Source organism: Bartonella sp. CL100XZDX (assembly GCF_042195375.1).
GTDB lineage: Bacteria > Pseudomonadota > Alphaproteobacteria > Rhizobiales > Rhizobiaceae > Bartonella.
Map to the genome: position 1 here is coordinate 37,556 of NZ_JBHIOH010000006.1, position 20,846 is coordinate 58,401.

16 protein-coding genes and 1 riboswitch are annotated in these 20,846 nt (G+C 37.7%); of the genes, 7 read left to right on the plus strand and 9 right to left on the minus strand.

Annotation, left to right across the window (positions count from 1 at the left end):
• Positions 1 to 703: 703 nt before the first annotated feature.
• Positions 704 to 973 carry a hypothetical protein gene (locus ACFILU_RS00645; RefSeq protein WP_375631492.1) on the plus strand — a complete coding sequence of 90 codons (270 nt, stop codon included), beginning with the start codon at positions 704 to 706 and terminating at the stop codon, positions 971 to 973.
• Positions 974 to 1,872: 899 nt separating this feature from the next.
• Here ACFILU_RS00645 and ACFILU_RS00650 read toward each other — a convergent pair.
• Positions 1,873 to 3,207: an NAD(P)H-dependent oxidoreductase gene (locus ACFILU_RS00650; RefSeq protein WP_375674356.1), complete on the minus strand. Its 1,335-nt coding sequence runs from the start codon at positions 3,205 to 3,207 to the stop codon at positions 1,873 to 1,875.
• A gap of 163 nt (positions 3,208 to 3,370) precedes the next feature.
• Between ACFILU_RS00650 and ACFILU_RS00655 the strand changes: the two genes are divergently transcribed.
• Positions 3,371 to 3,850: a MaoC family dehydratase gene (locus ACFILU_RS00655; RefSeq protein WP_273791472.1), complete on the plus strand. Its 480-nt coding sequence runs from the start codon at positions 3,371 to 3,373 to the stop codon at positions 3,848 to 3,850.
• A gap of 866 nt (positions 3,851 to 4,716) precedes the next feature.
• On the opposite strand, the gene ACFILU_RS00660 is transcribed toward ACFILU_RS00655, so the two are convergent.
• Genes ACFILU_RS00660 through ACFILU_RS00670 form a run of 3 tightly spaced genes read right to left on the minus strand, consistent with a single transcriptional unit; the run spans position 4,717 to position 7,249 of the window.
• Positions 4,717 to 5,376, minus strand: a complete 660-nt coding sequence (locus ACFILU_RS00660) for a methionine ABC transporter permease (RefSeq protein ID WP_015856780.1) — start codon at positions 5,374 to 5,376, stop codon at positions 4,717 to 4,719.
• Entirely contained in the window at positions 5,369 to 6,403 is a 1,035-nt protein-coding gene (locus ACFILU_RS00665; RefSeq protein ID WP_375674357.1) for a methionine ABC transporter ATP-binding protein, read from the minus strand. Before ACFILU_RS00665 ends, ACFILU_RS00660 begins: the two co-directional genes overlap by 8 nt.
• 27 nt (positions 6,404 to 6,430) lie before the next feature.
• Positions 6,431 to 7,249: a MetQ/NlpA family ABC transporter substrate-binding protein gene (locus ACFILU_RS00670; protein ID WP_273791470.1), complete on the minus strand. Its 819-nt coding sequence runs from the start codon at positions 7,247 to 7,249 to the stop codon at positions 6,431 to 6,433.
• A 503-nt stretch (positions 7,250 to 7,752) separates the two neighbouring features.
• Here ACFILU_RS00670 and ACFILU_RS00675 point away from each other — a divergent pair.
• Positions 7,753 to 8,391, plus strand: a complete 639-nt coding sequence (locus ACFILU_RS00675) for an SH3 domain-containing protein (protein WP_273791469.1) — start codon at positions 7,753 to 7,755, stop codon at positions 8,389 to 8,391.
• Positions 8,392 to 8,674: 283 nt separating this feature from the next.
• Here ACFILU_RS00675 and ACFILU_RS00680 read toward each other — a convergent pair whose 3' ends face one another.
• Positions 8,675 to 9,706, minus strand: a complete 1,032-nt coding sequence (locus tag ACFILU_RS00680; RefSeq protein ID WP_273791468.1) for an aspartate-semialdehyde dehydrogenase — start codon at positions 9,704 to 9,706, stop codon at positions 8,675 to 8,677.
• Between the two features lie 950 nt (positions 9,707 to 10,656).
• Positions 10,657 to 11,055, minus strand: a complete 399-nt coding sequence (locus tag ACFILU_RS00685) for a helix-turn-helix domain-containing protein (RefSeq protein ID WP_375674358.1) — start codon at positions 11,053 to 11,055, stop codon at positions 10,657 to 10,659.
• On the opposite strand from ACFILU_RS00685, the gene ACFILU_RS00690 reads away from it, so the two are divergent.
• On the plus strand, positions 11,054 to 11,230 hold the full coding sequence (locus tag ACFILU_RS00690; RefSeq protein WP_375674359.1) for a hypothetical protein: 177 nt from the start codon (positions 11,054 to 11,056) through the stop codon (positions 11,228 to 11,230). The genes ACFILU_RS00685 and ACFILU_RS00690 overlap by 2 nt on opposite strands.
• Before the next feature lie 837 nt (positions 11,231 to 12,067).
• Here the strand turns inward: ACFILU_RS00690 and ACFILU_RS00695 are convergent.
• Together ACFILU_RS00695 and ACFILU_RS00700 are read right to left on the minus strand one after the other, a co-directional pair.
• Positions 12,068 to 12,274: a Trm112 family protein gene (locus tag ACFILU_RS00695; protein WP_273791466.1), complete on the minus strand. Its 207-nt coding sequence runs from the start codon at positions 12,272 to 12,274 to the stop codon at positions 12,068 to 12,070.
• Positions 12,275 to 12,287: 13 nt separating this feature from the next.
• Entirely contained in the window at positions 12,288 to 12,950 is a 663-nt protein-coding gene (locus ACFILU_RS00700) for an LON peptidase substrate-binding domain-containing protein (protein WP_273791465.1), read from the minus strand.
• Between the two features lie 448 nt (positions 12,951 to 13,398).
• Positions 13,399 to 13,496: riboswitch (glycine riboswitch) on the plus strand.
• A gap of 136 nt (positions 13,497 to 13,632) precedes the next feature.
• Here ACFILU_RS00700 and gcvT point away from each other — a divergent pair.
• Genes gcvT through gcvP form a run of 3 tightly spaced genes read left to right on the plus strand, consistent with a single transcriptional unit; the run spans position 13,633 to position 17,921 of the window.
• Positions 13,633 to 14,745 (plus strand): glycine cleavage system aminomethyltransferase GcvT, encoded by a 1,113-nt coding sequence (gene gcvT / locus ACFILU_RS00705; protein WP_375663738.1) that lies wholly within the window; start codon positions 13,633 to 13,635, stop codon positions 14,743 to 14,745.
• 6 nt (positions 14,746 to 14,751) lie between these two features.
• The gene (gene gcvH / locus ACFILU_RS00710; protein ID WP_375631501.1) at positions 14,752 to 15,120 is read left to right on the plus strand and encodes a glycine cleavage system protein GcvH; all 369 of its coding nucleotides are present in this window, start codon (positions 14,752 to 14,754) and stop codon (positions 15,118 to 15,120) included.
• Positions 15,121 to 15,125: 5 nt separating this feature from the next.
• Positions 15,126 to 17,921: an aminomethyl-transferring glycine dehydrogenase gene (gene gcvP, locus ACFILU_RS00715; RefSeq protein WP_375674364.1), complete on the plus strand. Its 2,796-nt coding sequence runs from the start codon at positions 15,126 to 15,128 to the stop codon at positions 17,919 to 17,921.
• 1,530 nt (positions 17,922 to 19,451) lie between these two features.
• On the opposite strand, the gene alr is transcribed toward gcvP, so the two are convergent.
• Entirely contained in the window at positions 19,452 to 20,567 is a 1,116-nt protein-coding gene (gene alr / locus ACFILU_RS00720; RefSeq protein WP_375674360.1) for an alanine racemase, read from the minus strand.
• Between the last annotated feature and the right edge of the window lie 279 nt (positions 20,568 to 20,846).

Consider the following 20,846-nt stretch of genomic DNA (forward strand, 5'->3'; position numbering starts at 1 on the left):
CTTTTTTAAGATGCTAGCAGTATTTTTTTCTTTTTATATATCAGTAAAAGTTGAGAATCATTTTATTAACGTCTCTTCCATTTGAAAATAGAGATCTTAATTGCTTTTTATAATTTATACCTGTTTTATAGAAAAAGAGTACACTATTTTAAGGTTTATTTATTAGGATAAACTTGTTTTAGATCAAGGTTTTTATTCGCTACCAATTTTATGTTTCAATATTACTGATGAGTTATATAATAAAAGATTCACTAGCAATATTCTATTTTTGTTTTTATTTAAATAATATATAAGTATTATCATTATATTGATAGTTTTAAATGATATAGTTCTTTAAAACTTCATTTTAAATTATTTATAAAATCTCTATTATTTAACTTTTTAAATGAATTTGTTTTTTAATATTTATTATAATGAGAAATTTTATAAATTATTATTACTTTGAAGAATAGAAATAAAAATGAAAAAATATTACTGTTAGTATCTTAAGTTATTATAATGTAAAAGGAATAAATAGTTTCTATCATTTATTGTTTTTTGTGTATTTACATGTAATACATAATGTGTTATATTGTAATAACAAAATTACATATAATATTTTATTATGTCTGATTATATAAATGATTAAATATAAGTTTTGTTTTTTATATATGTGAAGATTACTTCATTTTTTCCGTGAAGAAAAAGAGGAGCAAAGAAAGCTATGTTTAAAATATTTAAAAATCGTGTATGTTCATTCACTTTTACACTATTTATTCTTTTTTTTGTACAAACTATAGCGGGAAATGCAAGTTTTTTAAAAAATCAATTTCAAGAGAGAATGGCAATTACTATTTCTACATTAGAAAAAAATGTAGCTATTAAAACTGTGAATAGAGCAGTTATTCAAGGCGTTGAGGAACAAGATGGTATTGCTTTGGGGAAAGCTGAAAAAGCTGCTGCCTTTTCAGGTTCAGCTTTTTGGGGGGGGTAGGTATTTTATCACTTCTTGCTTCTTTATGTATTGGGGATGTATTAGGTGCTGTTTTATCTCTTTGGGGAATATTCGTTACACTTTAATAGAAAGATCATCGATAAAGTCGATGACTTTTTTGTTCATTTCATTATGTTGAAAAAAATACATACTTGAAATCATTTATACTGTATTTGATCATAAAATTACTATTCTTAATAATAAATGTAGCTTTTATTAACATTATTAAAGTTCAATGTTTTACATTTATATTTTTTTACAAAGTAGTGTAACCTGATTTTTTATAGTCTATGGTTATTATCCTAGTAATAAGGCTAGTATACTCACTCTCTTTAACAGCCTTTTAATATTGTCTACCTTCTCTCATATGAAGATTATTCATCAAAGGTATATTTTATCCTTTTTAAATTTTTTTATCTTTCATAAGGGGATAAAATAAAAAATATCCCTGTATTCATGGCTCTCATGCAATAAGAAAAATGAGAAATTATTATTTATCATTTCAAATTTGTTTGATGTTAAATCCATCAAAAGTATTTTTTATGTATAACAAGTTGTGTTCGTGTATGGACAAAATTATTAAAGAAAAAAAGAGTAAAAATTCTTCTCATTAATCATCTCAAGTGCTATGCGCTGTTGTAATATTGGCAAATAAAATGATGATGCCAGTTTGTAGCTTTATAGAGCAAAGATAGTGATACACAATGAACCTTATGCCATCTCATGGGGTGGTTTATACTGTCGCATTTACGGGACATATTGTGAGAGCGAAGTGGTGATGTGCGTCGTTGGAAAATGCTTTTATTAAAACAGAAGCCTGAATTTTTGATACAAGTGTATTCTGGGTTGTTCTGTTGCGTAAGGGAAGGATACTGTTAAGTAAAGTAATTGAGGAGTGTTTATAGCTTAGCGGAAGAAGGGCAATGAAGTAAAAGGTCTTGTTTAGCACGAAGACGTGCAATCCATTGATTTTCACGAATAGCAGTATTATGTACTGTAATGAGTTCGTTTTTTTTAATTGCGGCTGTTACTGTTGCTTTTTCCAAAAGACCACAAGGAATGGCGTGGTGAGCGCGTGCTTCTGCAATGTTCATTATCCAAGCACGATAAGTATAAAGACCGATAAAGTCTAGCTGATCACCTGGATGTAAATCTTTTTTAGCAACAGCACAGACTTCTACTACGGGATGGCTAAGAGGAACCATATCTTTTTTGCCATAAAGCATAATACGTGCGCAGGTGAGGGGAACTTCCATTGCTGTTAAATGATAGGGGCGATGAAAGGTGAAGTAAGGCCCCTGACCAATTTTTAAATCTTCCATACGTTCGCGTAAACGTGGGTGTGCTATTTCGGCAATGACAAAGACACCAGGTGAAACACCTGGACCTATTGAATAATCTACAACACCATATTGCTGTAAAATGCCCCCATCTTGTTTTGGAATAAGCACTTTGTTTAAATCTTGTAGCGCTGCTCGTGGTCCATGCATTCCTGGGCAATCGGGGAGAAGGCCGGTGGCATTGGCAATGGCTGCCATTTCAACCATCGTTTTGGAACCATCAATAAATTCGACCAACATGCGCACATTCATATTACGCCGGTATGCTTCTTCTTCGTAAGCGTCAGGTGTAGCATCAAAGCGCAGAGGATTATTTTTTCCTTTACCCGCTGCAACAATCTTATGTCCAAGGGCTGAAACAAATTCTATGAGTTCCATACAAGCAGTTGGTTCATCGCCGGCACCAAGTGTATAAATAAGCCCTCGTTTTTCTGCTTCATGTTTGAGATAAGCGCCAATTGTAACATCTGCTTCAACATTCATCATGACAAGATGTTTGTTATTCTCAAGCGCTTTGATACCAATTTCTGCTCCTGCTTCGGGATAGCCTGTTGCATCAACGATAATATCAATTTGTTCATGACGTAAAACAAGGTTAATATCATTTGTTGCTGCAATCAAACCTTTTTCAATGCTTTGCGTGAGAGCATAAGTATTTTCAACTTCACAGACATGTCCACCCTCGCCATAGGCTAGTGTAGCGGCATCAACAATACGTGACGGCGTTCTAGTGGCTACAGCTGCGACTGTTATACCATCCATATGTGCAATACTTGATAATAAATCTGTGCCCATTTCACCACAACCAATCAGTCCAATACGGATGGGGGGATGCTTTTCTGCACGTTGTTTTAAATCATGCGCTAAACCTGTTAGGTTCACATTGCTTGCCATTCTTTTTTCCCATTTGAAAACTATTCTGCTAAAGAACTTTTCTCATTCATAAAGTGCATTTGTTTTTAAGACAATTAATCTTTTATTCTTGATGCTCTAATCAATGGATTTTATAAAAGCAAGAGGGGTGGTTGCTTTTATCAAATAAAATAGGAATAGCGTTATGCAGCAAAAAATAGCAGTACAAGATGTCACCAGTTTTATTGGGAAAGAAATGGGATTATCGGAGTGGCGTCTTGTTACACAGGATATGATTAATCAGTTTGCATGTGCTACAGATGATCATCAATGGATACACGTTGATGAGGAAAAGGCTAAAAAGACACCTTTTGGCGGCACGATTGCTCATGGTTTTTTAACATTATCGCTTTTGTCTACGCTCGCTTATGAGGCGCTTCCAGAGTTAGAAGGGAGCACAATGGGGATTAATTATGGTTTCGATAAAGTACGCTTCATGAGTCCTGTGAAAACAGGGGTACGGATACGTGCGCGTTTTGTGTTAGACGACGCAGAAATTCGCCCTTCTGGTCGAGTGGTTTTCCATTATGGGGTTACGGTGGAAATTGAAAAGTTAAAAAAACCAGCTCTTACAGCTCAATGGCTTATTGTTGCTATTTTGGAAGAAAAACCTTCCAATATCTAGATTATTTGAGTGCTTTATTTTATAAAATTTTTATACAATTCTATTAGAAGTTTCTTCAATGATAATATTGAGAATAATCTATAGGATGATAGATATAGTGGAGCTATCATAGCGTTGATAGCCATAGCAGGTTGCTATTTTCCTAGATTGTTTTGAAGAGGAGTTTCTTAATGTAGATAGTGCATTGCTTCACGCTTTTGTTTATAGCGTTCTTTAATGGGATCATACCCATCACGTAAAACAGAACGCTTCAAATGGAATATACTTGCGTTGCCAATTCACGGGCTTATTTTAAAGAAACATCTCTCAACGCTTGTTACACCCATTTCGCAATGGCGCCTGTGAATGGTATAATGATAAAGCCATTGAGCCCCCCTATCTTTATGCTTTGTAAAGAAGAAAGCCGACACCATCATATTATATGCTAACCGCCAATGTTAAGACAGGTCTTGGCGCTTGAGATAATTCATAAGAGGCATGCCTGCCTTCCTTTCTTATATAGTTTTTACTCACCCAGCTCTTCCCGCTTGTAACGTGCAAGCGAGAGGTTTTGGTTGATTCTATATAAGTTCAATATGTTCTCTAAGGTTGGGAAAGGTCGTGACCAATGTCTTAATTTGACATGATAATTTATTATTTTTATGTTAAGAGAGAGTCTCACATACTGTGAGATCTCTTATTTTATCCCCTTTTATATTCAATCAATTAAAACTATTTTCTTTCATTTTACAAACGGATGGGGAGAGATAAAAACTGTTTAAGAAAAAAGTTCCTAATCTCTTATGAGCGTTTTCGATAGGCAAGGGGGAAGCACTTTGGAAGTGGCAAAGAGGATGATGGTATTGGCATGTGAAATTCTAAGTCTTTTAATGTTTTGTTTTATCAAGTTTTTGTACGATTTTATCAGAAGTCCATTGGGTTATAATATTGAGCATGATCAAAAGGATGATGACGATGGTCATGATGAAGGTATTATAGCGTTGATAGCCATAGCGGATTGCCATATCCCCTAAACCGCCTCCACCAAGATATCCAGCAAGTGAGGTGGCTCCTATGAGAGAAATGACCATGACTGTAAAACCTGTAATCAGGCTAGGGAGAGCTTCAGGAATAAGAACATGTCTGATAATTTGAAGACGGCTTGCCCCCATAGAGCGGATCGCTTCAATAAGACCGTTTTCAACGGTTTTAAAAGAGAGTTCCGCCATGCGTGCATAAAAAGGGATAGCTGAAATGGTCAGTATAAAAATTACAGCAGGCATTCCTATCCCTCTTCCTACAACGATACGCGTAACGGGAAGAAGATAAAATGCAAGAATAATAAAGGGAATGGCACGAATACTGTCAATGATCATGCTTAAAGGGCGATTGATGAGAGATGAGGAAAAAATCCCCCCGCGTGCTGTTGTGTGAAGAAGAAGACCAAGGGGAAGCCCTATAATAAATGCCATAAAAGAAGCACTAAGTGTCATCAATATTGTATCAATAACAGCTTGGGGAAGTTCATGAGACAGAACATTAAACATAGCCTAAGACCTCACAATATCGTCCTTTTTTCGTTAACCATTGAACAGCTTTTTCTAAAGCTTCTTTATCTTCTCCAGGAAGCGCCAAGAAGAGTCTCCCGATGGTTTCATCTTGAACTGTATCAATGCCACCATGCAAAATACGTGCTTTTAAACCACTCTCATTTTCTAGAAGATGAAGAAAAGGCTGCTGGGCAATTTCACCGGCAATATTAATTTCAATGACAGCTTCTCGCCCGATTGGTTTGAGATTTTTCGCAAATTTTTCAGGAAGTTGCGGGGTGACAAGCTTGAGCATGGCTATGGTTGTATCGTCTTGCGGTGATGTAAAGATGTCTTTCACACGTCCTTCTTCTACAATGTTCCCCTGATTAAGAACAACAACGCGATGCGCTATGGTGCGCACAACTTCCATTTCATGGGTGATGAGCACAATCGTGAGATTGAGGTGTTTATTAATATCAGCAAGGAGCTCTAGAATAGATTGTGTTGTTTCAGGGTCAAGAGCAGAGGTAGCTTCATCTGATAACAATATTTTAGGATTAGCAGCGAGCGCACGAGCAATGCCAACGCGTTGTTTTTGCCCCCCTGACAATTGTGCCGGATAGCAATATTCTTTCCCAGATAACCCAACCAATTCAATCAGTTCAAGGGCACGTTTGTGGCGTTGTTTTTTACTTACACCACTTAATTTAAGCGGCAATGCAATGTTATCAAGAATATTTTGCGATGAGAGAAGATTGAAATGTTGAAAAATCATCCCAATTCGTTGACGGTAAGGCGCCCATTCTATCTCTGATAGATTGGAAATATCAACACCTTCAAAAAAAATGGACCCTGCATCAATCTTCTCTAACCCATTTAAACAGCGGATAAGTGTTGATTTTCCTGCTCCACTGCGCCCAATAATGCCAAGGATTTCACCAGCATGGATATTTAAAGAGAGATTATTAATTACCGGAATACCAGCCGTTTTGTTAAAACAACGGCTGATGTTTTTTAAGGTGATAAGAGTAGGTTTTTCCATTCACAATTACTCGGACATTTAGCACAATTACCAAGATGTTTGGGCGGTTTTGCCAAAAATCTCTTTGATTTTTGCACGGATAAGATCGTTATTGTAAGCGGCAACTAATTTTTTAACCCATGGCTCATCTTTTTCGCTCGTGCGTACAACGATGATATTATCATAAGGATTATTTTTTGCGCTCTCCCATGCGACTACATCTTTTTCGAAGTTTAATCCGGAAACAATAGCCCAGTTTGTGTTTATAATTGCAAGATCAAAATCGTCAATAGCTCGCCCTAACATACCAGCATCGAGCTCACGAATTTGCAGGTTTTTAGGATTTTCGATAATATCAAGTGGAGATGCAAGAATATTATGAGGATCTTTTAATTTAATGAGACCTAAAGAATTGAGAAGAAGTAAGGCTCTTCCACCATTAGATGGGTCGTTCGGAATACCAACATGTGCACCATCACGAAGATCTTTTAAGTCTTTTATTTTGTGTGAATAAACACCGATTGGAGCAATAAATGTATAGCCGACAATTGAAAGTTTATAGCCACGTTGTTTCATTTGTTCATTAAGATAAGGGGCGTGCTGAAAAGCATTCGCATCGATCTCTCCTGCGTTAACAGCGTCATTAGGCAAAGCGTAATCAGAAAAATAAACGAGTTCAATATCTAAACCGTCTTTTTTAGCCTGTTCAGCAGCAGTTTTCCAAATAATCGCATCCCGCCCTTCCATAATACCAAGTTTGATTTTTGATTTGTCTGTAGCCATGACAAAGACCGTAGATAAAAAAAGAGCAAAGAGAGAGAGGAATAATCCTATAATCCGACTACGAGAAAAAAATTTTAATGTCATGTACTTTTAACTTTCTTTTCCAGGAGATTTTTTGAGGGAAGTGTCAATATGCTCTGTATTTTTTTAGGGAGATTTAAAGTTATACAAGCTTTAGAGAATATTCAATCACTTTTATTTTTCAAAGAGTATTATTTTTCCTTCTATTTTAGTTGTTTTGAGGGCTGATCATCATTCATTCTCAGAAATGCTCTGAAATTCGGGCAATCAATTCTTCTATTGCAATCATTTGTTGAGGGAACCAATGACACTTAAAAAACTTCTTTAAGGGACGATTGGTTGAAGAACCGGACAATCAGATGATGCTTTAGCCGTAAATTCATGAAGAACATACTGCGCAATCAAGATCAAAAGGCCGTGTTCGTGTAGGCGATAAAGAGAGATTTTGTTGCAATGTTGTGGGGTCTTTGGGGGGATAAAGGTTGCTGATCATTGGATTTAAACGCGGCAAATTTTTGTAAAGGCGAAATTTTGCCCTTCACATGTTTTAGAGAGGAAGAAAAATAATGTTAAGAAAGAAATTTTTATCAACAACAATGATTTTATGGGCTTTGGGAGCGTCAGAGGTGGCTGTGACTGCTTTTCACGCAGAAGCTGGAACCATTACAGGAACAGTTGCTCGTGTTGCATCAGGTCAGGTATCTTTACGCACAGGTCCTGCGACAGCTTATAAAGTTATCGCAATGGTTCCAATGGGAGCAAAAGTGCAAATTTATGGCTGCCTATCCAATAAAACTTGGTGTTCTCTTGGTTATCACGGAAAAGTTGGTTGGGCATCTGCACGTTACGTCAATGTTAACAATGTTCCTACCATTGCTTTTAAAAGGATGCCTGTAAAATCAAAAGCCATGGTAAAATCGCCAAAAGAAAAAGTAAAACAGGCTGTTTCCGACTTTAAAGCTCTTCCGGCGATTCAAAAAACACGGAAAAATATGCAAAAACTATACAGAACAGATGTGATTATCGATTCTACAGGTGTTAAAAAAAGGGATGAACGAACAATTTTAAATCCGTCGCAAAAAGCACAAGGCGTTTCTGTAAAGCACGTGAGTGCTTATAATCCCTCCTTTCCTAATAATGTCAATTACAAAAATTTTGAACGTAATGAAACGCGTTACCGTGTCGTGACCTATCCTGCTCGATAAGGGTAAAGTTAATTTCACAACCGGAATGACAAATAGGATCAGCAGCATAAAGCAAAAAATGCTTATGCTGCTGATCCTATTGTACCGTAAAATGGTATTAAGGCGGCAATGCTTAACTTAAGGTGGTGAGGCATTCAAGGATATTCAGAGTAAAATTTGTCAATACCTCGAATTACGGTTCTTTAGGATGGTGATATGAATCCTCAGCTGGAAAAGATTATACTGAAGAGAAGCCGGACTTTTGACAGACCGGTTAGGGCTCTTCATCTTTTCGGACAGGGCATTAATTTGCGGACTTAGGCTTTATCAAATTACGAGAAATGAGCAATTCAGCAATTTGAACGGCATTCAATGCTGCTCCTTTTCTTAAATTATCGGCGACAACCCAGAAAGCTAAACCATTTTCAACGGTGATATCTTCACGAACACGACTAATAAAGGTATCATCTTCTCCGGTACCTTCATAAGGTGTGGTATAACCACCATCTTCGTGTTTATCGATAAGCTGACAGCCTGGTGCATCGCGGAGGAGCGCTTGTGCTTCAGATGCGCTTAGTGGTTTTTCAAATTCAACATGGACGGCTTCGGCATGACCGATAAAGACAGGGACCCGAACAGCAGTGGCCGTTAATTTAATTTTCGGATCGAGAATTTTCTTCGTCTCAACCGTCATTTTCCATTCTTCTTTTGTATAACCATCTTCCATGAAAACATCGATATGAGGAATGACATTAAAGGCAATACGTTTAGTGAATTTTTTTGATGTAATTGGGTCTGCAACAAAAACTGCACGTGATTGTTCGAAAAGTTCGTCCATTCCTTCTTTACCAGCTCCAGAAACCGATTGATATGTAGAGACAACAACACGTTTAATGATTGCAGCATCATGGAGAGGTTTTAAAGCTAAGACCAGTTGAATTGTTGAACAATTAGGATTTGCTATAATATTACGCTTAGAAAAGGCATTTATAGCTTCGCCATTGACTTCAGGGACTATTAACGGAACATTGGCATCATAGCGCCACGTGGAGGAATTATCGATGACGACACAGCCGGCAGCAGCGATTTTAGGGGCGTATTCTTTGGAAATGCTTCCTCCCGCAGACATAAGACAAAAATCTGTGTCAGAAAAATCGTAAGTATCCAGTGCTTTTACTTTTAAAGTTTTATCTCCATAAGAAACTTCTTGTCCTAATGAGCGTCGTGATGCTAGAGGGACAATTTCATGCGCAGGAAAACCACGTTCTTCTAAAATTGTAAGCATTTCACGACCAACATTTCCGGTCGCGCCGACAATTGCAACTTTAAAACTCATTTTCTATATACTCCTCATGTCTCTCCACATTTATTCCCCGTGCTATACTCAGGAGAGAGTGAGTTGGTCAAGGAACATCATTAAATTATATTTTTGATTTTCAACAACTCAATTTTGTGCACAGCAATCATCATCGTTAGCACAATAAATTGTTTTATTTCAAATGATACGTTTTTTTTGAATCTTTCAGAATTGAAAAAATTGAATATTTTACGCTAAGCTATTATCTCTTTAGAAAACACTTTAATTAAGTGAATTCCTTATCTTCTGTCAATTGTTTACCTTCACACTTTTGAATTTTTTAAGGAGGTATGCGTGCTTCATGCCCTCATACCTTAAATGATAGAATTTATGGCACAACAGAATAAACTTAAGTATCCATATATAGATAAATTCTTATGAAAGTTATACATATATTTTTTTCGTGTCTATTTTTTACTTTATATTTCTTATTTTTACTTTAATCCTATTTTGCTATAAATATCAATCTTTGTAGTATGGTGGTATAAGATCTTTAATCTTTCTCGATATATTTAAGTGTTTTTTTAGTGTGTGGGAATATTCTTAGGCTTGTTTGGAGAGCCTTTTGTTTAAGTGAGTCATATGAGTGGAAAGCCGTTGAACACTCCCATATTTACGTTTAATAAAAGAGCAAGTTAGCACCATCATATATTTTTTTAGCACCCAATGTCGTTACAGCTCTTGGTATGTGAGACGATTCAATAAGAGGTATGCCTTTTTGTACATTTTTACTCACACGCCAACTTTGCTTGTGTTGTGCAAACAAGAGATTTTGATTGATTCAATATAGAACACGTTTGAAATGAAAGAATTTTACGATATTCGAAACACTTATTCAATATCAATAACGTTAGATTATCATTATAAATCAACGTGCTATTTCTAAGTTAAACTCGTTAGAATTCGGATTATTTACAAATCAGATTAGATTAAGAATTTTCATGCTCATGAGGTGTGGGGAGACAGTCACAATTCTTGTCAAGATTATTAAGGACGTTGATTGTCCTTTCAGTGAATTTATGAAAATAAGGGGTTATTTTTTCATCAGAAATCAACTGCAAAATTGCTCTTTGTTTTTTGCGGGTTAGTATTCTGAAATTTTTTAAAAGTAAATATTCTGCTTTGCTTGCTATTCTGTCATCACAATGATAGGGGCTCTCTTCTTTTTTTGCGCTATCAGCATAAAAGAAGGAAACGGGAACATCTAATATATGAGCAATTTCCTGTAAACGTCTTGCACTTACGCGATTTAAGCCTTTTTCATACTTTTGGATTTGTTGGAATGTTACGCCTAAATGACTTCCTAATTGTTTTTGAGAAAAACCCATGACGTTTCTTCTGAAGCGAATTTTTGGCCTAAAGAAATATCGTAAAAATGTAGATTTTTGGCTTTCACTTGATGTCCCCACCGGTTGCGAGCGCCCTCGCATTAGTATTCCGGGGTCTGGAAGTGCTGAATCAAAACAGCCCCTTGCTTTTAGTGCTGAAAGCACTTGGATATAACAAGAGCCCCCGGAAATTCCGGGATATCCGCAAAAGCGGTTTTATTTCTAGTTTGAGTTTTTCGGGCTTCCAGACCCTATTTGATTGTCGCGTATACAACCAAAAACACAAGCCTCCTTCATAAGGCAATTACTTTCAATCGTCAATTGAAATTACAACAGTGTTTCTTGTTTGTTTTTTCAAGTTTTCACGTAATTAATGCGTATATTATACATAAAAATATTGCTTGAGATACTTTAGATACTTGTAAAAATTGTAAAGCGAAATTAAAGGGTGATGGCAAGGTAATGGGGTGATTTTCTCCTTTACGATTTTATGTTTTCTCCCCAAAATTAGGCTGTTTCCCCGCTTTGAAAAGTAAACAAACAGATAAATATTCTTGTCCCGATATGGTATACATAAGATGATACAGCTTATCGTTTTTCTTCATCTTAAATCGAGGTATCTCAAACATGTTGCTCGTGAAGGGTATAACGTAAAGTTCATGAAATATAACAATTTTATATTTAATAAATAAATTTCATTTACCTGAGTTGGTTCAAAATGTTATTATAATTCTTGCTTTTAAGAAGTTCATAAGAGCCATTTTTATTCCCTTTTTTAATTGTTTTTGTTCAGATGCTTGTGTGGTGCAAGCGAATGGTTTTGATTGCTTCAGTATGAACAGGCTGGAATGAGATAAATCTGATGATATTTTTGGCTTTTGTTACAAGGTGTAAAGCGATATAAATATCTTTATTGTAAAACTCTTTTTTCAGAAATCGTAGATATTGAGATATCATATTGATAGAGGATTGATAGCAGTGGGCTTGTAGAGGAAAATTGCATGAGGGTTTTTTATTTTTTATGCGTTATTTCTTCATTGTTTTGCAAAGGGCGCGCTTCTGAGGCAAGCATAATGGGAACGCCATCACGAATAGGATAGGCAAGTTTGGCTTTGAGAGAAATGAGTTCTTGTGTTTTTCGGTTGAAAGAGAGAGTGCCTTTCGTCATTGGGCAGACGAGCAATTCGAGCATTTTGGGATCTGTGGTCATTTTTTTCATGTTGGGACATTCATTAGTTTAAGCGGTAATCTGTTCTTGTTTGTTTCATGAGTGAGCGCTCTGTTAATGCAAGAAGAGTTTGGGCACGGCTTTCGATATCTGGAGCTTCAAGGAGAGCTTGTTTTTCTGCTGGTGTAAAGGGGATAAGGGCTGAAAAAGCATTAACCAATATAGGTGTAGGGGCTTCTATGATACTGCTCCAATTATATTCCATTTCATGTATGGTTAGATATTTTTCTACAACGTCGAGTAAGTTCTCTCGGTTAATGTTTTCTTCAATATCAAATTCTTGCAAGTCTTTTATGTTTGATTGGATGAGAGCTGTTCGATAAGATTTTGTGTTTGTCAATTCTTGTTCTAAGGTGAAGCGGCAAACACCTTGTAAGATAATGAACAGTTGTCCATTTCCTGTTTCACTGTAGTTTGTAATGCGCCCTATACAGCCTGTTTTATAAAGTTGTGTAGAGAAGCGGTCTGTATCCGATGAAAGTGGTTGAATAATGCCCAATAGACGATCAGTTACCATAACGTTTTCAATCATTTCAAGTGATTCTGGTTCAAAAATGTTGAGTGATAAAAAACCACCGGGTAGTAAGAGTGCACCTTCTAAAGGAAAAAGAGCAATTTGCTTTGGAAGATCATTTTCGCAATTGTAAGAGATATTACCAGCTTTCATGAGTATTTTGTCACCTTTGTTCGGTAGTTTTAGTCTGTAGATAGTCGCAATTTATGACACTATGGAGTAAAGCAGAAAAACCACTTCTTGTGCATTAAAATCATACTTATAAAATACTTGAAGTCCTTAATTCTAAAAAAGAATATGAAACCCTATCTTTAAGGTTGAACTGCGCGCGAAAGAATATTGCTTTGCGATCTTTTTAGTGTGTGACGTTTTGCATGATTTTCAAGAGGTATTTTTGTTTATAGCTTTTGATTTTTGTCTTAAATTTCCTAAAATGTGTTCCTTGCAATTTTTGTAAGGTTCAAAAGGACACTATTATAAATCTTTTGAAGCAGCTTATGCAAGTTTTAAAATGAGAACATTTTCATCACTTTACTAATGACAGTGTGATAAAGATAGGCTATAGGTTAAAATATGCTGGAAAGAGCGTTATTGTTTCTTTCATTCTTTTGCGGGAGAGTGCATATTGCAAATTTTCGCATTGCCGCCGAAGGGGAAATAGCCCATAATCTCTCAGGCTTTAAGGACCGTAAAAGGAAGAAGGCAGATCTGGAAAGTCGGGAGAACCCGCGCCGAAGGTGTAAGCGAAAAATCTTTTCGCGAGTCTCTCAGGTTGATGACAGAGGGGGCAGAGACGGCCATATTCTGTGGGCGTTAGCGCAGCTTTGGAGTTATTATGGGCACAACACAAGAAACATCTTTTTTAAAAACACTTCCTTTATATGATTTGCATGAAAAGGCAGGAGCAAAATTTGGTGCTTTTGCGGGCTGGAACATGCCTTTAACTTATCCTCTTGGCGTTTTGAAAGAACATCTTCATACGCGTGCACATGCAGGACTTTTTGATATTTCTCATATGAAATTGATTGCGGTTGAAGGGGCACAAGCCGTGGAATTTTTGTCCTATGCTTTTCCCATTGATGCAGCAGCTTTAAAGATTGGGCATTCACGGTATAATTATTTGCTTAATGAGCAGGCTGGTATTCTTGATGATCTTATCATTACCCGTTTGGAAGAGGGCCGTTTTATGTTGGTCGCCAATGCTGGGAATGCACAGGCTGATTTCGTAGAATTGGAAAAGCGTGCGGTTGATTTTGAATGTCAAGTGATTGCCCTTGAAAGGGTATTGCTTGCTCTTCAAGGTCCTGAAGCGGCAGCTGTTCTTGCTGATGCCGATTTACCAGGGAATGAATTGTTCTTTATGCAAGGATTCGAACCACAGCAGGATTGGTTTATAACGCGTTCTGGTTATACGGGAGAGGATGGTTTTGAAATTGCTTTGCCTATAGGGCATGCGCATATGTTGGCTGAAAAATTGCTGAGTGATTCTCGTGTTGAGTGGATTGGACTTGCAGCACGCGATAGTTTGCGGTTGGAAGCAGGGCTGTGTTTGCATGGAAATGATATTACCCCTGATACGACACCTATTGATGCGGCTCTAATATGGGCTGTTCCTAAAAGTGTTCGAGAAAAAGCACAATTTTATGGTGCAAAAGCTTTTCTTGAAGCACTGCAAAAAGGACCTGCTCGTTGTCGTGTTGGATTAAAACCGCAAACGCGTCAACCTATTCGTGCCGGTGCGGTGCTTCTTGATGATCAAGGTAATGAGATTGGCGTTGTAACATCAGGTGGTTTTGGTCCTTCTTTTGATGGTCCTGTCGCGATGGGTTATGTTCCTGTTGATTTTAAAGTTGAAGGGACACAAGTCTTTACAGAACTGCGAGGCAAAAAGATTGTACTATCAGTTCATTCACTTCCCTTTGTTGAACAACGTTATTTTAAAGGATGATTTTTTATGTCTAAAACTTATTTTACACAAGACCATGAATGGCTTAGCGTTGAAGGGCAAGTGGTGACTGTTGGGGTTACGCATTATGCGCAAGAGCAATTAGGGGATTTGGTTTTTGTTGATTTACCACAAAGTGGAACAAAACTTTCCAAAGGAGAGGCGGCGGCTGTTGTGGAATCAGTGAAGGCGGCTTCAGATGTTTATGCTCCTCTTGATGGTGAAGTGGTCGAAATAAATGAAGCCTTGGCTGATAATCCTGAACTGGTGAATCAGAAATCCGAAACAGAAGGCTGGTTATGGAAAATGACATTGCAGGATGAGACACAACTGGAAGGGTTGTTAGATAAAGATGCTTATAAGGCTTTGATTGGATGAGTGGCATGATCGAGCGTTCTTTTTCTTCTCGACATATTGGGCTGCGTCCTGATGAAACACAAAAAATGCTTGATGTTTTAGAGCTTGATTGTGTTGATACACTCATTTCTCAAGCTGTTCCACACTCTATCCACTTGGGACGTTCATTGAATCTTCCAGAGGCTGCTAGTGAAGGACAAGCCTTGGAAGAACTCTCCAAGATGATGGAGCGTAACCATGTGCACAAAAGTTTTATTGGGCAAGGATATCATGGAACTTATGTGCCTCCGGTTATTTTACGAAATCTGTTTGAAAATCCGGCTTGGTATACTGCTTATACGCCTTATCAAGCAGAAATTAGCCAGGGTCGTTTAGAACTTTTGTTTTATTTTCAGACATTGGTTAGTGAACTAACAGGTTTGCCTGTTGCTGCTGCTTCTCTTCTTGATGAAGCAACTGCTTTAGCTGAAGCCAATGCTCTCGCTTTTCGCTTTTCCCGTGAGAAAAAAACAAAAATTTCTCTTCAGAGTCTTTTACATCCTCAGATTTTGAGTGTTGTGCAAACGCGTGCTGAAACACAAGGGATTCAGATTAGCCAAAATGGCGAAATTGCTTCTGATACAGCAGCAATTGTTTTATCTTGGCCAGATACAAAAGGTGCTTTTCATGATTACAGTGAGATCATAAAAGAGGCAAAGGAAAAGGGAGCTTTAGTTATCGTTGTGGCTGATCCTTTAGCGCTTACCCTTATGGAGCCACCGGCTCAATGGGGGGCAGATATCGTTGTTGGCTCTATGCAGCGTTATGGCGTTCCAATGGGATTTGGTGGTCCACATGCTGGTTACCTTGCCGTGAGTGATGCATTAACGCGGCTTATTCCAGGGCGTATTGTTGGTCAATCCGTGGATACGAGAGGGCGTGTTGGTTTTCGTTTAGCTTTGCAAACACGCGAACAACATATTCGGCGCGATAAAGCGACGTCAAATATTTGTACAGCGCAGGCTTTGTTGGCTAATATGGCAACCGCTTATGCTGTTTGGCATGGGCCAAAAGGCTTACAAGAAATTGCGCAGCGAATTCATCATTTAACATGTCGTTTTGTTGCTGGTTTAGAAGCAGCAGGGGTTCATGTTGAAGGGAAAAGCTTTTTTGATTGTGTTAGTATTTCTGTTAAGGGAAAAGCGCGAGAGATTGCGCATCAAGCCAAAATAGGTGGACGCCTTATTCGTGTTCTCGATGATGACACTATTGCAATCAATTTTGATGAATTATCGACAGAAGAAGATGCAGGTGCTTTAGCGCAGCTTTTTGGGGCACAATTAGGCGATCAGGTTTCTCCACAGCTCTATGGAAAAAAACGGGATGCTGCTTTTCTTTCTCAGCCTTTTTTTCATGCTGTTCATTCAGAGACAGATATGATGCGCTTTTTGCGTCATTTAGCGGATAAGGATTTGGCGCTGGACCGTGCTATGATCCCTCTTGGTTCTTGTACAATGAAGCTTAATGCAGCTGCTGAATTGATGCCTGTGAGCTGGGCGAGCATGGCCAATATACACCCCTTTGTTTCACAAGAGGATGCAGCGGGTTATTTGGAGATGATCAATCAGTTAAATGCGTGGTTGTGTGAAATTACAGGATTTGCGCAAGTTTCTTTTCAGCCAAATTCTGGTGCTCAAGGTGAATATGCTGGTCTTTTGGCTATCCGACGATATTACCAATCACGGGGAGAACATCAACGTACAGTTTGTCTTATTCCTGCATCTGCGCATGGTACCAATCCAGCTTCGGCCCATATGGCAGGGATGGAAGTCGTTGTGGTAAAATGTTTAAGCGATGGTGATGTTGATGTAGACGATCTCAAAATGAAAGCGCAATTGCATAAAGATAAATTGGCTGCTCTCATGATTACTTATCCTTCAACCCATGGTGTTTACGAGGAAAGCATTAAGGAAATTTGTTCTATTATTCATGAAAATGGCGGACAAGTTTATTTTGATGGTGCTAATCTCAATGCCCTTGTGGGTCTTGCTCGTCCTGCGGATATTGGCGCTGATGTTTGTCATATGAATCTTCATAAAACATTTGCTATTCCTCATGGTGGTGGTGGTCCTGGTATGGGACCAATTGGAGTTGCAGCGCATCTCAAACCATTCTTACCAGGTCATGAACAGGATGGGACAACACATGCGGTTTCTGCTGCTCCTTATGGAAGTGCGTCTATTCTTGCAATTACATGGATGTATATTCGAATGATGGGGGCTGATGGCTTAAAATATGCAACACAAATAGCCATTTTAAATGCCAATTATATTGCTGCACGTCTTTCAGCCGCTTATTCCATTCTTTATCGGGGAAAGCATGGACGTGTTGCGCACGAATGTATTGTGGATACACGCGTGTTGAAAGAGCAGTATGGGGTGAGTGTTGATGATATTGCAAAACGTCTCATTGATTATGGATTCCATGCGCCCACGATGTCGTTCCCTGTTCCGGGAACTTTGATGATTGAGCCAACGGAATCAGAACCAAAAGCAGAGATTGATCGTTTTTGTGATGCTTTACTCTCTATTGCTGAAGAAGCTAAGAAAGTTGGTAGCGGGGTTTGGCCAAAAGACAATAATCCATTGGTGAATGCCCCTCATACAGTGGCAGATACTTTAGGTGATGCTTGGGCACGACCCTATTCGCGACAAGAAGCTGCTTTTCCCAACAGTTCTCTTGATCCAGCCAATAAATATTGGCCTCCTGTATCACGTATTGATAATGTTGCGGGAGACAGAATGCTCATTTGTTCGTGCCCGCCATTGGGAAATACCTATTAAATAACAAATATGTATTTAATTTACTTATTTGCATAAACAAAAAAAGCCCACACATTTTGTGTGGTTTTTTTACTTGTTGATCATGATGGCGTTATTTGTCTATTTTCTAGAATTTTGCATTGTTTTTTTACAACATGAGCAAAATCGAAAAAGTCGACAAAAAAGCTGTGTTTTGTCGGCAATAGGCATGCTCTCCTTTGCCTTCTACCGTATGACATGGTTTTAGTGACTAGTCGGCATCGGTCTAGCCAGCTAATTCATGTAAACGAGAGTGAAAACCTATGAGGATAGGGTCACGTTTGTTGCATGTGTTGTGACATACTACTTCTCACTAAGGTGACGACGACCGGTTGTAGAAAGAATAAAATCAATTTTAGTGTTTTTGATGATAAAGACACGCGAAACTCTGTTGTTGCATCTTTTCGAGTCAAGAATTGTCTAAATATTTCTCTTTAATCTGCTTTTTATAAATATGACGCAAAAATATGTAAGAACACCTGTCAGAATGAGCAAACGCAAAGCCAAATGTATTATGGTTGTTTTTTACAAGGGGTCTTATAAAAAGCCGGCACATCTTTCCACTTCATTGCAAGTCAGTTTGTGACTTTACGGCGTTGTTTTTCTAAGAGCCCGTGTTCTTTCGCTGTTGCCTGTAAATCAACATCCAAACTTAACGCAGCGACATGTTTTAAGTCAGAGATTGAGAAAAAAAGAGCTTTATGAGTCGTTCCTGCTTTTGTCTGTCAGATGAGGGGGGGGGTGTATTTCTGTTGACGTAACCTTTGAAACTAGAAGACAATCTAATTTTGGGAAAATGTAAAGCCGTAAAGGTGAAAATCAATCCTCAGTTTGTCATCTCCTCTTAATTCAGCTTTGCGGCTTTCAAAAGTATTTAAAGCAATATTTTTTTAATAATGGGGATTACACATTGCTCCATACTTTATATTTATTGTGTTCTTTAGTGGGGGAATGACCCTCATGTGAAACAGAACGCTTCAAAAAGAATATACTTGAGTTGTTAATTCACGTGTTTGTTTTAAAGAGACACTTCGCTCCCAATCCCATTTCGCGACGGCGCTTGTGAATGGTGTAAGGGTAAATCCATTGATTCCCCACTATCTTTACGCTCTATGAAGAAGGAAGTTGGCACTATCATACACTTTTCCAGCGCCTAATGTTTATAGCCCTTGGCACTATGGTTCATAAGAGGTATTATTCCTTTCTTAAATCATTTTTATCTACACATAGTTCAGCTTGTGGTATGCAAGCGAATGATTTTAATTGGGCAGTTAATTTTAAAAACTTTGTAGTAGATGCTTTTTTGTCAATTTATGGGGAAAGGCTAAGTTTTTGTATTTTGGGTGAAAGCTACTTCCATAAAACAGTCCATCAACTTGTCTGTTTTGAGATTTCTGTGAATGCACGGTGTCTATGACCATTCTATGTAGTTGATTGTTGTAAAATCTTTTGTAAAAGCTCCTTAATTTTCTAAAAGGATGATTTTTATCAATCTATTTTTTTAAAGAGTTTTTATGTGTAAATGTATTTATAGCGGGAGCCAAGAGATGTTAGAATTTCATTGGGAAGGGTATCGGCATCTACAGATACTTTTTCAAGTGTTTGATGGGGCCCAATGAGTTCTACCCAGTCACCTGTTTGAGGTTTTTGTTCAAGATCGGTCGTATCTACAATAATGGAATCCATAGAAACCCGCCCAACCATGGGAAGTTTGTGCCCGTTGAAATAAACTGTTCCTTTATTCGAAAGAGCACGGAGCCAGCCGTCTGCGTAGCCTATAGAAATGGTTGCAAGAGTGCTTGGTCTGTTGGTTATAAAGCTTTCTCCATAACCAATAGGTGCTCCTATATCAACAACGCGGCTTTGAATGACTTGGGCTTCAAGTTTTAAAACAGGTTTTAGAAGGGATGTGTGTTTTTCTTGGGGGGCTATTCCGTAAAGTGCAATACCGGGGCGAACAAGATCAAAATAAAAATCTGATCCTAGAAAGATGCCTCCAGAATTGGCAAAGGAAGCTCTGCAGGGCGGCAGTTGTGCAAGGATCGTTTTGAAAGCAGTCAATTGGGCATAATTTGATGGGTGGGTATCATCTTCTCCGTTAGAAAGGTGACTAAGAATATATTTTATTTCTGCTTTTTCGAAAATTGTAGGGTGTTTGATGAGTTTTTGTAATTCTTTTTGATTAAGTCCTAATCGGTTCATATGGGTATCGATTTGAACAATTGCTGGAAATTTTTTATCTTTTTTTTGACAAATTTTTTGCCAATTTTCAATGGCATTCCAAGAGTTTAGAACAGGAACAATACCAGATTGTGCGACAAACTCTTCTGCTAAGTGTGGAAGTCCATTCAGAAGGGAAATCGTGACATTTGATGGTAAAATGCTTTTTAATTGGAGTGCTTCTATGATTTGGGCGACAAAAAAAGTGCGACAACCAGCTTGATAAAGGGCAGGAGCAATTTTGTGAGCTCCTAATCCATAGGCGTTTGCCTTTACAACTGCTGAACATTGCGTTGGAGCTACACGTTTGGCTAAAGTGATATAATTGGCAACAATGGCACTGACATCGACGGTTGCTACAGCTGCATAGAGTGATGTATCTATTTCATCATTAACGGATTTTTTCATTTTAAAAGCTTATCTGTGTTCGTGAAATACGGGTTTTTTTGGTTATTTCATTGAGGTTCTTTACGATATAGGGAAAGGCACTATTTTCTATGGTCAAAATCATAAGAATCCTATACTGCCATTAAAGTCGTTTTTTATGTAAAATGCTACTTTGGATATAAGAGATACTTTAGTTTTATTTGTGTTGTTATCAACATGGTATCTTCTAATAATTTGTAAAACATAAACTTTTTACTTATTTTCCCTAGTTGAGGCATATAAAAAATAAAACATAGTTTA

Excerpts from the sequence above, each read along its gene's own strand:
- ACFILU_RS00645 (WP_375631492.1), top strand. The coding sequence starts at position 704 with ATGTTTAAAATATTTAAAAATCGTGTATGTTCATTCACTTTTACACTA.
- ACFILU_RS00650 (WP_375674356.1), bottom strand. The coding sequence starts at position 3,207 with ATGGCAAGCAATGTGAACCTAACAGGTTTAGCGCATGATTTAAAACAA.
- ACFILU_RS00655 (WP_273791472.1), top strand. The coding sequence starts at position 3,371 with ATGCAGCAAAAAATAGCAGTACAAGATGTCACCAGTTTTATTGGGAAA.
- ACFILU_RS00660 (WP_015856780.1), bottom strand. The coding sequence starts at position 5,376 with ATGTTTAATGTTCTGTCTCATGAACTTCCCCAAGCTGTTATTGATACA.
- ACFILU_RS00665 (WP_375674357.1), bottom strand. The coding sequence starts at position 6,403 with ATGGAAAAACCTACTCTTATCACCTTAAAAAACATCAGCCGTTGTTTT.
- ACFILU_RS00670 (WP_273791470.1), bottom strand. The coding sequence starts at position 7,249 with ATGACATTAAAATTTTTTTCTCGTAGTCGGATTATAGGATTATTCCTC.
- ACFILU_RS00675 (WP_273791469.1), top strand. The coding sequence starts at position 7,753 with ATGTTAAGAAAGAAATTTTTATCAACAACAATGATTTTATGGGCTTTG.
- ACFILU_RS00680 (WP_273791468.1), bottom strand. The coding sequence starts at position 9,706 with ATGAGTTTTAAAGTTGCAATTGTCGGCGCGACCGGAAATGTTGGTCGT.
- ACFILU_RS00690 (WP_375674359.1), top strand. The coding sequence starts at position 11,054 with ATGACGTTTCTTCTGAAGCGAATTTTTGGCCTAAAGAAATATCGTAAA.
- ACFILU_RS00685 (WP_375674358.1), bottom strand. The coding sequence starts at position 11,055 with ATGGGTTTTTCTCAAAAACAATTAGGAAGTCATTTAGGCGTAACATTC.
- ACFILU_RS00695 (WP_273791466.1), bottom strand. The coding sequence starts at position 12,274 with ATGAAAAAAATGACCACAGATCCCAAAATGCTCGAATTGCTCGTCTGC.
- ACFILU_RS00700 (WP_273791465.1), bottom strand. The coding sequence starts at position 12,950 with ATGAAAGCTGGTAATATCTCTTACAATTGCGAAAATGATCTTCCAAAG.
- gcvT (WP_375663738.1), top strand. The coding sequence starts at position 13,633 with ATGGGCACAACACAAGAAACATCTTTTTTAAAAACACTTCCTTTATAT.
- gcvH (WP_375631501.1), top strand. The coding sequence starts at position 14,752 with ATGTCTAAAACTTATTTTACACAAGACCATGAATGGCTTAGCGTTGAA.
- gcvP (WP_375674364.1), top strand. The coding sequence starts at position 15,126 with ATGATCGAGCGTTCTTTTTCTTCTCGACATATTGGGCTGCGTCCTGAT.
- alr (WP_375674360.1), bottom strand. The coding sequence starts at position 20,567 with ATGAAAAAATCCGTTAATGATGAAATAGATACATCACTCTATGCAGCT.